General features: G+C 35.2%; 13 protein-coding genes and 2 tRNA genes. 11 read left to right on the plus strand and 4 right to left on the minus strand.

Going from position 1 to position 12964, the window contains the following annotated elements; genetic code table 11:
• Positions 1–68 precede the first annotated feature (68 nt).
• The 4 genes from ACYQ3X_RS04310 to ACYQ3X_RS04325 are packed head-to-tail and all read left to right on the plus strand — an operon-like array spanning position 69 to position 3704.
• Positions 69–1271, plus strand: coding sequence for a 2,3-bisphosphoglycerate-independent phosphoglycerate mutase (locus ACYQ3X_RS04310; RefSeq protein ID WP_460180593.1), 1203 nt, complete (start codon positions 69–71; stop codon positions 1269–1271).
• Positions 1268–2617, plus strand: a complete 1350-nt coding sequence (locus ACYQ3X_RS04315; RefSeq protein WP_460180594.1) for a TatD family hydrolase — start codon at positions 1268–1270, stop codon at positions 2615–2617. Before ACYQ3X_RS04310 ends, ACYQ3X_RS04315 begins: the two co-directional genes overlap by 4 nt.
• 2 nt (positions 2618–2619) lie before the next feature.
• Positions 2620–2940 carry a hypothetical protein gene (locus tag ACYQ3X_RS04320; protein WP_460180595.1) on the plus strand — a complete coding sequence of 107 codons (321 nt, stop codon included), beginning with the start codon at positions 2620–2622 and terminating at the stop codon, positions 2938–2940.
• Entirely contained in the window at positions 2928–3704 is a 777-nt protein-coding gene (locus ACYQ3X_RS04325; RefSeq protein WP_460180596.1) for a prepilin peptidase, read from the plus strand. The genes ACYQ3X_RS04320 and ACYQ3X_RS04325 overlap by 13 nt, the downstream gene beginning before the upstream one ends.
• Positions 3705–3707: 3 nt before the next feature.
• Here the strand turns inward: ACYQ3X_RS04325 and glgP are convergent, their stop codons facing one another.
• Both glgP and ACYQ3X_RS04335 read right to left on the minus strand, forming a co-directional pair.
• Positions 3708–5402 (minus strand): alpha-glucan family phosphorylase, encoded by a 1695-nt coding sequence (glgP, locus tag ACYQ3X_RS04330; RefSeq protein ID WP_460180597.1) that lies wholly within the window; start codon positions 5400–5402, stop codon positions 3708–3710.
• On the minus strand, positions 5393–6199 hold the full coding sequence (locus ACYQ3X_RS04335) for a 1,4-dihydroxy-6-naphthoate synthase (RefSeq protein ID WP_460180598.1): 807 nt from the start codon (positions 6197–6199) through the stop codon (positions 5393–5395). The genes glgP and ACYQ3X_RS04335 overlap by 10 nt, the downstream gene beginning before the upstream one ends.
• A gap of 79 nt (positions 6200–6278) precedes the next feature.
• Here ACYQ3X_RS04335 and rpsT point away from each other — a divergent pair, with 79 nt between their 5' ends.
• A complete protein-coding gene (rpsT, locus tag ACYQ3X_RS04340) occupies positions 6279–6587 on the plus strand; it encodes a 30S ribosomal protein S20 (RefSeq protein ID WP_460180599.1) in 309 nt (102 codons plus the stop codon).
• A 90-nt stretch (positions 6588–6677) separates the two neighbouring features.
• Here the strand turns inward: rpsT and ACYQ3X_RS04345 are convergent, their stop codons facing one another.
• A complete protein-coding gene (locus ACYQ3X_RS04345) occupies positions 6678–8609 on the minus strand; it encodes a cytochrome c3 family protein (protein WP_460180600.1) in 1932 nt (643 codons plus the stop codon).
• A 117-nt stretch (positions 8610–8726) separates the two neighbouring features.
• Between ACYQ3X_RS04345 and ACYQ3X_RS04350 the strand changes: the two genes are divergently transcribed.
• The 3 genes from ACYQ3X_RS04350 (at position 8727) to ACYQ3X_RS04360 (ending at position 9440) form a co-directional block, all read left to right on the plus strand.
• Complete coding sequence (locus tag ACYQ3X_RS04350) at positions 8727–9236, plus strand: rhodanese-like domain-containing protein (RefSeq protein ID WP_460180601.1); 510 nt, start codon at positions 8727–8729, stop codon at positions 9234–9236.
• Between the two features lie 46 nt (positions 9237–9282).
• Positions 9283–9357 (plus strand) — tRNA-Ile (locus ACYQ3X_RS04355).
• Between the two features lie 10 nt (positions 9358–9367).
• A tRNA-Ala gene (locus tag ACYQ3X_RS04360) sits at positions 9368–9440 on the plus strand.
• A gap of 25 nt (positions 9441–9465) precedes the next feature.
• Here ACYQ3X_RS04360 and ACYQ3X_RS04365 read toward each other — a convergent pair.
• Positions 9466–9714, minus strand: a complete 249-nt coding sequence (locus ACYQ3X_RS04365; RefSeq protein ID WP_460181689.1) for a tyrosine-type recombinase/integrase — start codon at positions 9712–9714, stop codon at positions 9466–9468.
• Positions 9715–9746: 32 nt separating this feature from the next.
• On the opposite strand from ACYQ3X_RS04365, the gene nrfH reads away from it, so the two are divergent.
• The 3 genes from nrfH to ACYQ3X_RS04380 all read left to right on the plus strand — a co-directional run bounded on the left by nrfH (position 9747) and on the right by ACYQ3X_RS04380 (position 12964).
• Positions 9747–10199 (plus strand): cytochrome c nitrite reductase small subunit, encoded by a 453-nt coding sequence (gene nrfH / locus ACYQ3X_RS04370; protein ID WP_460180602.1) that lies wholly within the window; start codon positions 9747–9749, stop codon positions 10197–10199.
• 14 nt (positions 10200–10213) lie between these two features.
• Entirely contained in the window at positions 10214–11683 is a 1470-nt protein-coding gene (locus tag ACYQ3X_RS04375) for an ammonia-forming cytochrome c nitrite reductase subunit c552 (protein ID WP_460180603.1), read from the plus strand.
• Between the two features lie 75 nt (positions 11684–11758).
• Positions 11759–12964, plus strand: a complete 1206-nt coding sequence (locus ACYQ3X_RS04380; RefSeq protein WP_460180604.1) for an MFS transporter — start codon at positions 11759–11761, stop codon at positions 12962–12964.

The following is a 12964-nucleotide window of genomic DNA, read 5'->3' on the forward strand; positions in this document are numbered from 1 at the left end:
AAAGCTTAATTTGTCAATGATGTTTTCTTTGTGTTATTATCAGTTATCCTGATTTTGAGAGGTGCTTTATGGATATATCCTCTTTAGTTCAAAGAAATAACACGAAAATAGTTTTTATAATCCTTGACGGAGTTGGAGGGCTTCCTGTAAATGGAAAAACAGAGCTTGAGGCGGCAGTGAAACCAAATCTTGATGCTCTTTCCAGAGTCTCAGCCTGCGGACTTCACATTCCTGTAGCTCATGGAATAACTCCTGGAAGCGGGCCAGGCCATCTTGGAGTTTTTGGATATGATCCCCTTCAATATGAGATTGGAAGAGGTGTTCTTGAAGCAGTGGGAGTTGGTATAGAACTTAAAAAAACTGATGTTGCTTTAAGATGTAATTATGCTACTATTAAAAACGGTATAATTACTGACAGAAGAGCAGGAAGAATTCCCACAGAAAAAAATGTAGAGCTCACTGAAAGATTATCAAATCAGATAAAAGAAATTGACGGCGTAAAGATTATTTTAAAACCAGGGAAGGAACACAGATTTTGTCTTGTATTGCGTTTTCCAGAAAATATTACTGAAAAGGAAGCACAGGTTATGGATACAGATCCACAAAAAGAAGGAAAGCCACCGGGACAACCCATACCTTTAAATGAAGAATCAAGAAAAGTGGCAGAGGTTGCAAAGAAATTTATTGTAAAGGCAGAAGAAATTTTAAAGAATGAAGAAAGAGCAAACTATGTTTTGCTGAGAGGTTTTTCTGCTCTTCCCCATATTCCTTCTTTTGAAGAAAAATACGGACTTAAATCATGCTCCATAGCAGTATATCCTATGTATCGTGGAATTACAAGACTTCTTGGAATGGAAACCATTCCTGTAGAGGGTGACATTAAGGAAGAGGTTGAACTATTAAAAAAAGTTTATAAAGATTACGATTTTCTCTTTGTTCATATTAAAAAAGTTGATTCTTTTGGTGAAGACGGAAACTTTGAAGGTAAAGTAAAGAAAATTGAAGAGTTTGATAGTTTCCTTCCTGAAATTCTCTCATTAAATCCCGATACACTGGTTATAACAGGGGATCACAGCACTCCAGCTCTGCTTAAGGCTCACAGCTGGCATCCTGTTCCTCTTTTAATAAATTCTCCATATGTTCTTGGAGGATTGGTTAACGCCTTTACAGAAAGAGAATGTCTTAAAGGCGAGCTTGGAATAATTCCAGCTACGGCAATTATGCCTCTGGTTCTTGCAAATACTTTGAGGTTGAGGAAGTTCGGAGCATGATTGACAGCCACTGCCATCTTGAGATGTTCAAAGAAGAAATACCTGAGATAATTCAGCGTGCCTATGATGCAGGTGTTAACAGAATCATCACTGTTGCCTCAGATGTTGAAAGTCTTGATGAAACTGTAAAAATTGCAGAGCAGTATCCTATGGTTTACGCAGCAGTGGGAATTCATCCTCATGAGGCAAAGGAACTTGATGATAAAATCTTAAAAAATATCTTTGAACTGAGCAGACATCCAAAGGTTATTGCCATAGGAGAAATAGGTCTTGATTATCACTATGAGCATTCTTCAAAACAGACTCAAAAGTCTGCGTTTCTCAGTCAGCTTGAGCTTGCAAAAGATGTTGGACTGCCTGTAATTATCCATTCAAGAGAAGCCTTTGATGATACTGTAAAAATTTTGAAAGAGGCAGGCATTAGTAAAGCAGTTATGCATTGTTTCAGTGGAAGTATTTCTCAGGCAAAAAGAGCTATTGAAATGGGATTTTTTATATCAATCTCTGGAGTTGTTACATTTAAAAATGCAAAAAAGATTAAAGAGATTGCTCAGTTTGTACCTGATGATTACTTAATGATTGAAACAGATGCACCCTATCTTGCTCCTGAACCAATGCGAGGGAAAAGAAATGAACCTGCTTTTTTAATTTATACAGCAAAGGCTCTAGCAGAATTAAGAGGAGTAAGCATTGAAGACATTGACAGAATAACAACTGTAAATGTGAACAAACTTTTTCACATTGGAGACCTTCCAAAAGGCGAAATTGCCTACAAAATAAGAGATACTCTTTATCTAAACATAACAAACAGGTGTACAAATATATGCAGATTTTGCGTGAGATTTCATACTGACTATGTAAAAGGACACAATTTAAGACTTGAAAAAGAGCCTTCATCATCTGAGCTTATTAAAGCAATAGGAGATCCTAAGAATTATAAAGAAATTGTTTTTTGTGGATACGGTGAGCCATTTTTGAGACTTTCTCTTATTAAAGAAGTTGCAAGATGGATAAAAGAGCATGGTGGCAGAGTGAGAATAAATACAAATGGACAGGGTAATTTAATTCACGGAAGAAAAATTCTTCCGGAACTTGCAGGACTTATTGATTCAATTTCCATAAGTCTCAATGCACAGGACAAAGAAACTTATAAAAAAATATGTAATCCTTCAAATCCTGATGCTTATGATGCTGTTATTGAATTTATAAAAGATGCTAAAGAATTTGTTCCCTATGTGCAGGTAACAGTTGTTGATGTTAAGGAAGTGGATATAAAAAAATGTGAGGAAATTGCAAATTCCATAGGTGTTAAGTTTAAAATAAGGCATCTTGATCAGGTTGGATAAAAATGCTTGAAATCATCAAAAGAGATTTTTTACAGGGAGTTAAAACATTCAAGTTCTGGGCAGAGGTTCTTTCTGAAAGAGTAAAGATTGAACTGAATGTTTTGAAACTCATCAGCGAGATAAATAAGTTGAACATAAAAAGAGATGCCTTTCTTAAATCTATCGGCAAAGAAGTATATAATTCATGGGGTGGTAATTTTAGTCTAAAAGAAAATGAAAAAATATCAACTCTGATAAGACAGATAAGAGAAATTGAAGCTCAGATAGAGGATAAAAAGAGAAAATTAAGCGAACTTGAGGCTTTTAGCAGGTGGAAATTCTAATATTTATTGTGGGTCTTATTGTAGGCTCCTTTCTCAATGTATGCATTTATAGAATACCAAGAAAATTATCAATAATTAAACCTGCTTCATACTGCCCTTCCTGTGGTAATTCAATTAAACCCTGGCATAATATTCCTGTTTTAAGTTTTCTGTTTCTTAAAGGTAAATGCGCATACTGTGGAACAAAAATTTCTTTAAGATATCCAGTTGTTGAATTATTGAATGGTATTCTTTATGTTTTAGCATATTTAAATTTCAGCTTGCTATTTTTGCCTTTTGTTTTAATTTTCATCTCAGCTCTTATAGTTATCTCCTTTATTGACCTTGATTTTCAAATTATTCCTGATCAGATTTCAATTCCTCTGATTTTTCTTGGTATTATTTTATCTTTCTTCTCGGGTCCCCAAAAAATCGTTGATTTTTTGGGGTGCCCTTCCCACAATTCATTAAACTTAGCTCAGGGCATTAAAGATTCCCTGATTGGTATAGTTGTTGGAGGAGGAAGTCTTTTAATCGTTTCTCTTATAAGCAAAGGAGGGATGGGTGGAGGAGATGTGAAACTAAATGCTGCAGTGGGAGCATTTCTTGGATGGAAATCAGCATTGCTTACAATTTTTATTGGAAGCCTTGCAGGTTCAATAATTGGTATTTTAATTTTGAAAAAAACAGGAAATAGAAAAATTCCATTTGGACCATTCCTTTCCCTGGGTGCATTAATATGTTTATTTTTTGGTGAAAGGCTTCTTAATTGGTATTTTGGATAAACACTATCTTATATAAGCTTCAGTCACATAAAATCTGACCATTCTGTGAGTATTGAAATAATAAGCATTCAAAGCTATTGCGTTTTTCATTATCTTTATCCAGATATGCCTGTTTTCATAGAATAAAGGTAAAATCTCATTTGCCAGTTTGTGATATAAGTCTTCTGCATCTCTTTTAGGATCTGAACTTTCCTCAAGAGTTCCAATAGCCCACCCAGTATAACCTTCAATCCATCCTTCAATCCACCATCCGTCAAGAACGCTCAAATTGGGAACACCATTATGTGCTGCCTTCATTCCCGATGTGCCTGATGCCTCATAGGGCTTTTGAGGATTATTAAGCCATATATCAACTCCTGAAACAAGTTTCATTGCCATTGCCATATCATAGTTTGGTAAATAAACTATTTTGACCTTGTCTTTTATTCTCTCTTTTACTTCAAAGATTCTCTGAATAAGCTTTTTCCCTCCTTCATCTCTTGGATGAGCTTTACCAGCATATATAATTTGAATTCTTCCTTCTCCAATCATTGCAAGTCTCTGAGGGTCTGAAATCAATAGGTCTGCTCTTTTATAAGGCGTTGCTCTTCTTGCAAATCCTATTGTAAAGGTATCATAGTTTAAATTTGCGCCTGTGAGCCTATTTACATAGTCAATTAGATTTTTTTTTGCTTCCATATGGGCATGCCAGAGTTCTTCTTCAGGAATTCTCCAGGCTCTTACAAATATTTCAGGTTCATTTGCCCATCCTGGAAGATATTTATTATAAAGTGTTTTAAATGGCTCTGACACCCATGTGTAAGAGTGCACTCCATTAGTTATTGCATGGATTTCATAACCAGGAAACATCTTCTCTGAGACCTCTTCATGTTTTTTGGAAACTCCATTTATAAACTCACTTAAGTTGAATCCAAGCAAAGTCATATTTAGCATTCCATCTCCAGCAAGCTTTTTTAAAAGCCATAATGGAACTACCTCTCCCATTATTTTTTGAACAACTTCATAGGGAAATCTATCATGCCCTGCAGCAACTGGAGTGTGAGTTGTAAAAACGCATAAATCTTTAACTTTTTCAATATCCCATACAAGCTCATCAGACCATACTTCTTCAATGGGTTTTTTAAATCTCTGAAGAAGTTCCAGAGTAAGGAAGCTTGAGTGACCTTCATTCATGTGATATTTTCTAATTTCAAAACCAAGCTCATTAAGAATTCTTATTCCTCCTATGCCAAGAACAATCTCCTGTTTAAGGCGATATTCTAAGTCTCCTCCGTAAAGATAATGGGTGAGAGTTCTGTGCTCGGGTTCATTTTCAGGGATATCTGTATCAAGAAAAAGCACAGGAACTTTTCCACCTGTTCCACTTTCTATAACATAAAGCCAGGCGGTTACATAAACTGGTTTATTTTCTATTGTTACTGTAACCATTACATCAAGTTTGGTCAGATATTTTTCAATTTCCCATGGGTCAGGATGCTCAATCTGCCTTCCAAAGAAATCAATCTCCTGTTTAAAATATCCCATTTTATGAATTAATGTAATACCAATCATGGGAATTCTCAAGTCAGCAGCTGATTTCAAAGTATCGCCTGCTAAGATACCAAGCCCACCGCTATAAGTGTGCATCTCTGGTCTTATTCCAATTTCCATTGAAAAATAAGCAATTCTTGCTTCTCTGGTAAATTCATCTATGACCATACTCTGCTGTCCTTTATTCTTCTTATCAGCTCATTTATTGCTTGTATGCCTTTTTGTCCCATGTTAAAACTAAATTCATTTACATAGGTTTGAATATGAAGTTTTATAATATTTTCATCAACTTCCTGGGAATATTTTTTTACGAATTTAAGAGCTTTTTCTGGATGAGAATAAGCATACTCAAGGCTTTCTTTAATGATTTTTTCAAGAGTTTCTTTTATCTTCAATGATTTTCTGGATATAATGCAACCAAGAGGAATAGGTAAAGATGTCTCTTTCCTCCAGAGATCTCCGAGATCCGCAACTAACTGGAGTTCTTTCAAAGAATATATAAATCTTCCTTCATGAATTAAAACTCCCAGGTCTGCTTTTTCATCAGCCACTTTATTGATGATTTCATAAAAAGGCATAAATTCTAATGAGTAGTTTTTCTCAGGGAAATTTTTCTGCCAGTAAAACCACATTAGAGCAGAGGCTGTTGTGAGTCTTCCAGGCAGAGCAATTTTAACAGTTGAGAGATTTTTAAGTTTTTCTAAATCTTTTGTAATCACTACAGGACCATACTCTGATAAAGCTCCACCTGAGGAAAGAAGTTCGTAGTCTTTTTGAAGATAATAAAAAGCATGGGATGAAACTTTTGAAATATCAAGAGCTTTTTTAAGGCATAAGGAATTTAAAGTTTCAACATCTTCAATGACAAAATCAAAATTAACTCCATGAGTATTTACTTTTTTTTCAATTATTCCAAAAAATATGAATGTATCATTTGGACAGGGTGATATTCCAAATTTTAGCATGAAATAATTTTAACAGATATTGAAAGATTTATGGAATCTGTGCTAATTTAGAAAATTAATACTTATACAGGAGGGGAAATTGGCAACCAAGAGATCAACGATTAAAAAAAGAAGTAAATCAGTATTAAAAAGAATAAGACAGAATGAAAAAAGAAGATTAAGAAATCAAGCCTGGAGAACAAAAATTAAAACCTCTATTAAAAAGGTTGAGGAAGCAATTAGACAAAACAATAAAGATACAATTCAATCAGTACTAAAAGAAGCAACAAAAATTATTAGTAAAGCTGCTTCAAAAGGCATTATCCATAAAAACACAGCATCAAGAAAAATATCAAGATTAATGAAGAAAGTTAATAGTCTTTTAGCCCCTTCAGAATCTACAAGTTAATTCAATTTAAATTTTATATAATCAGATGGGGCACCCCAAAAAATCGTAGATTTTTTGGGGACCCAGTTCAGGTATTCTCCTGAACTCTATTTAATTATACTTTAAATGAAGATTTAGTTCAGGATTATGTATTAAAATCCCTTTTAATTCCTTAAATTTTTTTCTTTCCTTTTCATCTTTAATTTTTTTCTCAAGCTTTCTAATGCCTTTCAGTTTAGTTTCATAAAGTTTTAAATATGAGTTGTATTTATTCCTGTTAACCTTTATTGAAAAATCTCCCGGAATGAACCACTTATCAGTGAAATAAATCCATGAGGCAAAATCTGTTAATTCAAATCCTGGTAAAATATTTATTTTACTGTGCCAGAAATCTTTTATTTTTAAACCTTTCTCATCTGCAACAATTGTATATCCTCCTTTGAAAGGCTCAGCACCCTGAGTATCTTCATACTGCCATGTGGATACAGAAATCTGCCTTCCGCTGTGACAGCTTTTACAATTCCTTGCTTTTCCAAAAGGATGTGCAACCTCTTCAATCTGAAACCATAGTAAGTGCTTGTTTGCAGAAGGAAGATTGTCAAATGTTCCAACAATGTAATACATATCTTTTGTTTCACCATTATTCCATCTATAGCGAAGTCCTGAAGATGAAACATCTTCTTTAATATTGCCAACAATGTGTGGAAATATCTTAACAGGGAACCATACTCCCTTTTGATCTTTCATAAGAATTAACGGTTTCTGAACTCCATAATACAGTGAATATTTTTTAAATGGTGTTAGTTTATCTCCTATATACCCCCTACCCCATATTGTTATCTGATATCCACCAGCTTCTGTTACATGACAGGCTGCGCAGGTAAGATTTTTATGAATGGATTTTGCATGTGCTCTTTCAATTTCCACATGACAATCCTGACAGCTTGCTTTACGAGTCATGTCTCCCATTCCTTTCCTACCTGTTTGATGGCAATCCACACAGTGAATGCTTTTTTTGAAATGGATATCAGCACTTCTTCCTTGCGGAATCGAGTAAAAACCACCGATATAAGTTTCACCTCTTCTTGATTGAGCAGAGCCAGTGTGACATACTGAATTACCTCTTCCTCTTCCCATACAGCTATAAGAATCTGGCAGTTTTAAAAATGCATGAGAACCTCTTTCGCGACTTGGTGCATAATGACAGTCAAGACAGCCTGCATGACAGATATTGCACATCTTCTGCCTTCTCATTGCCTGTTCATTAGTAAAAGGAATATTCATTTCTTTTCTAATCCTTTCAGTATTTGTAAAATCAAATCCTGCTTTTTTTAAAACTTCCTCTGGTGCAACATCTGCGAAAGAAGGACCACAATTATGAGGACCATATGGCTCCAACCAGCTAATCATTGTCCTCTGCCTGAAATTTATAGCCATTACTGTTGTTCTGAATTGTCTTAATTCTTCAGCATGACATCCTTTTTTTCCACATGTTTTCTTTGCTATTTCAGGGTCAAAATTAAAACTTTCAGGGTTTCTGTCATGCCAGAGTATATTTCTTACTTCTGGGTGTAGATGAAGTTCACTGTCTTCCTTTATTTTTGGAAGCATATCAAAGAGTTTGTCTTTCCCCTGTGGAATCAATCTATTCAATGCCAAATCGTTTTCCTTATAAAGCATTTTTCTATCTACAATATCCATTGAATCCTTCACATAAATTGGCTTAAGCATGCCTTTGTGGGCTTCATCTTTATCCTTTGCTCTGCCATTACCAAGATGACAGTCCCTGCAAAAAACATTCCTGTGTCCTGTCTGTTTTCGGACATCTGTTAGAGTTACATAAAACTGTGGATATCCAGATTCAGCCATTTTTTCTTTTGAACCATGGCATTGAATACAGCTTTCTGAAGAATCCATATAGTAGTCATACCCAAAATATCCAACGATGACTAAAAATTGAAGAAAAAAAATTATAACAGTGAAAGGAGAGGCTAAATCGCTGATTCTACCAAGTTTAAAACTCATTGCAATTAATTTTAACATATAAAAGTCATATGGGTATAAATGGCTTTTCCATTGACATAAATAATTAATTTGGTATATACTCCTATAGAGTATTCCTGCTTTGCAGGATAAAAAACTGATTAGGGAGGTTTAAAAATGAAGAGGTATTTGAGTCCTCTATGTGATTCAGGATGTAAAAAGAGAATACCCATTTCAGGTCTTCTTATTGCAGGAATTTTGCTTTTAATTCTTGTCAATTTTACATGGGCTGTCACTCCTCTTAGCGATGAAAGAGTGAAGGAAGCGCAGCAATGTGGCATTAATGTAGTTGATATTAATGGAGCAAAAGAACTTATTAAAAAAGGTGCAGTTATTGTTGATGTCAGGGAATATACTGAATATGTGGCAGAACACATCCCGGGTGCTATCTGGGCTCCAAGAGGATTAATGGATTTTCAGGCTTTTACATGGTTGCCAGATAAAGAGAAAACATATCTTATTTATTGCAAAACAGGAGGCAGAGGCTCAATAGTAACATGCGATTTGAAAAAGCTTGGTTATAAGAATGTGTATAATTTGAAAGGTGGATTTGAGGCATGGAAAAAAGCTGGCGAGCCTGTAGAAAAAGGTGAACCAGAAGGCATGGGCAAAGGCATTAAGAAATAGTTGGATTGACAAAATATAATATTTTAGGTTAATTTAAATTATTAATGGGCCTATAGCTCAGCTCGGTTAGAGCGCACCCCTGATAAGGGTGAGGTGGTTGGTTCGATTCCAACTAGGCCCATTAATAATGTGGGGGTGTAGCTCAGTTGGGAGAGCGCCTGCTTTGCACGCAGGAGGTCGTGGGTTCGAATCCCTTCACCTCCACTTTATTTTCAAGGATTTGTGAGACTCACTTACCTTGACTGTAGTAAAATTGTAATGAAATTGTCACAAGGTAGTTTTTCCAGCTGTTTAACAGTCTCTTTCTTATAAACTGGCTTAGATGAGCATATCTTAGGGTCATGGTTAAGCTTTTGTGTCCAGGTAGTTCCTGCACAGTTTTCAGATCCAATCCATTCATTACAAACTGGCTTGCGTAACCATTTCTTAAGTCATGGAAGAGAAAGTGCTTGATATACGTTTTAAATATAATTTTGATATAATTTAATCAAACAAAGAAAGGAGGTGGTTATGAAGAATAAGTTGAAAAGATACGGAATTTACGGAGTTGCTTTAGTGCTTCTGTGGTTTATGGTAGCTCTTCTATCTCCTAAAATTCTTGCTAAAACAAATACTCCTGAGTACTGTGCCAGTTGCCATGTTATGGAATCCCAATATTTAAGTTTAATGAAAGGTGGAGTTCACAATTCTCTTAAATGTGTTGACTGTCATCTTCCCAATGATTCAAAAGCAAGCTTTTATTTATGGAAAACAGTTGATGGTAGCAAAGATCTGATAGCCTTTCATTCAGGAAATGTTCCTGATCCAATTAAAGCTTCAGCTCATGCAAAAAATACAATTCAAAAAAACTGCATCAGATGTCATGAAGGTATGGTTTCACGAATCACAATTGCTGACAGAAGATGCTGGGATTGTCATAAAAGAATATCACATAAGCAGGCAGGATTAAGAGAAACAATCTAAAGGAGGTGTTTTTTATGAAACGATGTAGTTTATTTTTGATTGTAATCTTACTTTTTACTCTTTTTGTTTTTGCTTGCGCACCAGAAAAGCCCAGGGAATTTAAAGCCACGGCTTTATCAGAGAATGAAATTGATCCTGAAGTATGGGGAAAAGTTTACCCAATCCACTATGAGATGTATAAGCAATCAAAGGAACCAACACCAGCTGGAAAAAGTAAATACAAAAGGGGATGGGATACAGATAAGGTTATCTACGATAAACTCTCGGAGTATCCTTTTATGGCATTGCTTTACAATGGATGGGGATTTGGAATTGAATATAATGAACCGAGGTCTCACTTTTACAGAGTTATTGATCAGCTTGAAATAGACCCTTCAAGACTTAAACCAGGCGGTGTTTGCCTTACTTGCAAAACATCTTATGCACCTGAGCTTGAGGCAAAATATGGTATTGCCTACTATAACAGACCTTACAAAGAAGTATGGAGCTGGATTCCAGAAAAACATAGAAGGCTCGGAGACTCCTGTATTGATTGCCATAATCCAAAGGATGCTTCATTACAGATAAGAAGAGGATTTACTCTTGTTAAAGCTCTTCAGACAATGGGAGTTGATACTAACAATATTCCTCATCAGCAGATGAGAAGCATAATATGTGCCCAGTGTCATGTAACCTATGTTGTTCCAAGAGATAAAGACATGAAACCTACTGGACTTTTCTTCCCCTGGCAGGGAAGCAAACTCGGTGGTATTAGTATTGAAAACATAATAAAAGTTTTAAAAAGTGATCCCTCCTATGCAGAGTGGAAACAGGCAGTAACAGGATTTAAACTTGCCTATATAAGACATCCTGAGTTTGAGTTTTTCTCAAACAATTCAACACACTGGAATGCTGGTGTATCCTGCGCAGACTGCCACATGCCCTATAAAAAAATGGGAGGCTTTAAAGTTTCTGAGCACAGAATTATGAGCCCGCTAAAGTCTGACATGAAGGCATGTCTGCAATGTCATGGAGAAACTCCTGAATGGCTAAAACAGAGAGTGCTGACTATACAGGACAGAACAATGAGTTTACTTCTCAGAGCAGGATATCAAACAGCAGTTACTGCAAAGTTGTTTGAAATAGCAAATAAAGCTCAGGAAAGCGGAAAACAGTTTGACCAGAGTCTTTACAACAAAGCAAAGGATTTATATCTTGAAGCTCTATACAGGGTAATATTTATAGGTGCTGAAAATTCCATTGGATTCCATAATCCAACTGAAGCCATGAGAATCCTTGGTGATGCTGTCTCTTATGCATCCAAATCTGAGGCAGTTTTAAGAACAATGCTTGCAAAGGCACAGGTTCAGGTTCCTGTTAATATTGATCTTGAACTCAAAAAGTATCTGAATAATCGTGGTGAAAAGAAACTTAATTTCAAACCAGAGCAGGAATTCAAAGATCCATACGGAACCCAACAGAATATAGAAGCTTTGCTTAAGTAAACTTATCCGTTAAAGAACTTCTTCGGTAAGCCTTTCTAAAGGCACCGAAGAGGTTCTTTAATGATATAATAAAAAATGTCCCATCCTTTGAAAATTAAAGAATTCAGAGCCTACTGGATAGGTCAGATCATATCTCTAAGTGGCACATGGATGCAGCAGATAGCACAGAGTTGGCTTGTTTATATTCTTACAAAATCTGCCTTTTATCTTGGGTTGATTTCCTTTCTTGCTTCATTCCCCACTCTACTTTTTAGTTTATTCGGAGGTGTGATAGCTGATAGATATCCAAGAAGAAACATCTTAATTGCAACTCAGATTTTCTCAGCTTTACCTGCTTTAGTAATTGGAGTTTTAATTCATTTAAACCTCATAAATATCTGGCATATTGCTGTAGCTTCTTTTGTTCTCGGAATAGCTACAGCTTTTGATATGCCAGCAAGACAGGCTTTTATAACTGAAATAGTGTATCAGGAAATGATTACTTCTGCTATAGCAATGCAATCAATATCTTTCAATATTGCAAGAATCGTTGGACCAATGCTTGCAGGATTTATTGTAACTCACTTAAATTTTTATATGTGTTTTTATATCAATGCCTTAAGCTTTCTGCCACTTATTTTTATTCTTTTTAGCATTAAATTAAATCTTTCAACTTCCTCAAGCTATGTGTCTTTTAAAGAAAGCTTAAAAGAGGGGTTGCAATTTATTCTTAAAAACAAGCAAATTTTAAATATAATTTGCTCTGTGGGAGTTTTTACATTATTCGGAGTTTCTTTTATGACAATTCTTCCGATAATAGCTGGAGAGATATTAAAGGTGAATGCAAAAGGATTTAGTATGATTGTTTCCTCCGTTGGAATTGGTTCACTTCTTTCAGGTATTTTCATAGCTTTAAAAAGAGATATAGAGGAAAAAGTAAATCATATTTTTAGAGCTTCTTTATTATTTCCAATCGGACTTTCTGGAATTGCCTTTTCTCAAAATATTTATTTAACAATGGGATTTGCATTTTTACTTGGTGTTGCCTTTGTTAATTTCTTTACTGTAAGCAACAGTTTTATTCAACACCAAACAGAGCAAAGACTTAGAGGAAGAGTAATGAGCTTTTTTGCCTTTGTTTTTCTCGGATTTACACCATTAGGTAACCTTCTTGTTGGAGCCTTAGTTGAAAAATTTGGAGTTAGGAGAGTGCTTGAATTCTATTCTTTAGTATGTCTGGTAGGAGGAATAATCTTTCTTAAAATTTTACCGGCTACTAAAAAGAAAAACTCTGTGATATAA

The organism is Thermodesulfovibrio sp. TK110, from assembly GCF_054658355.1.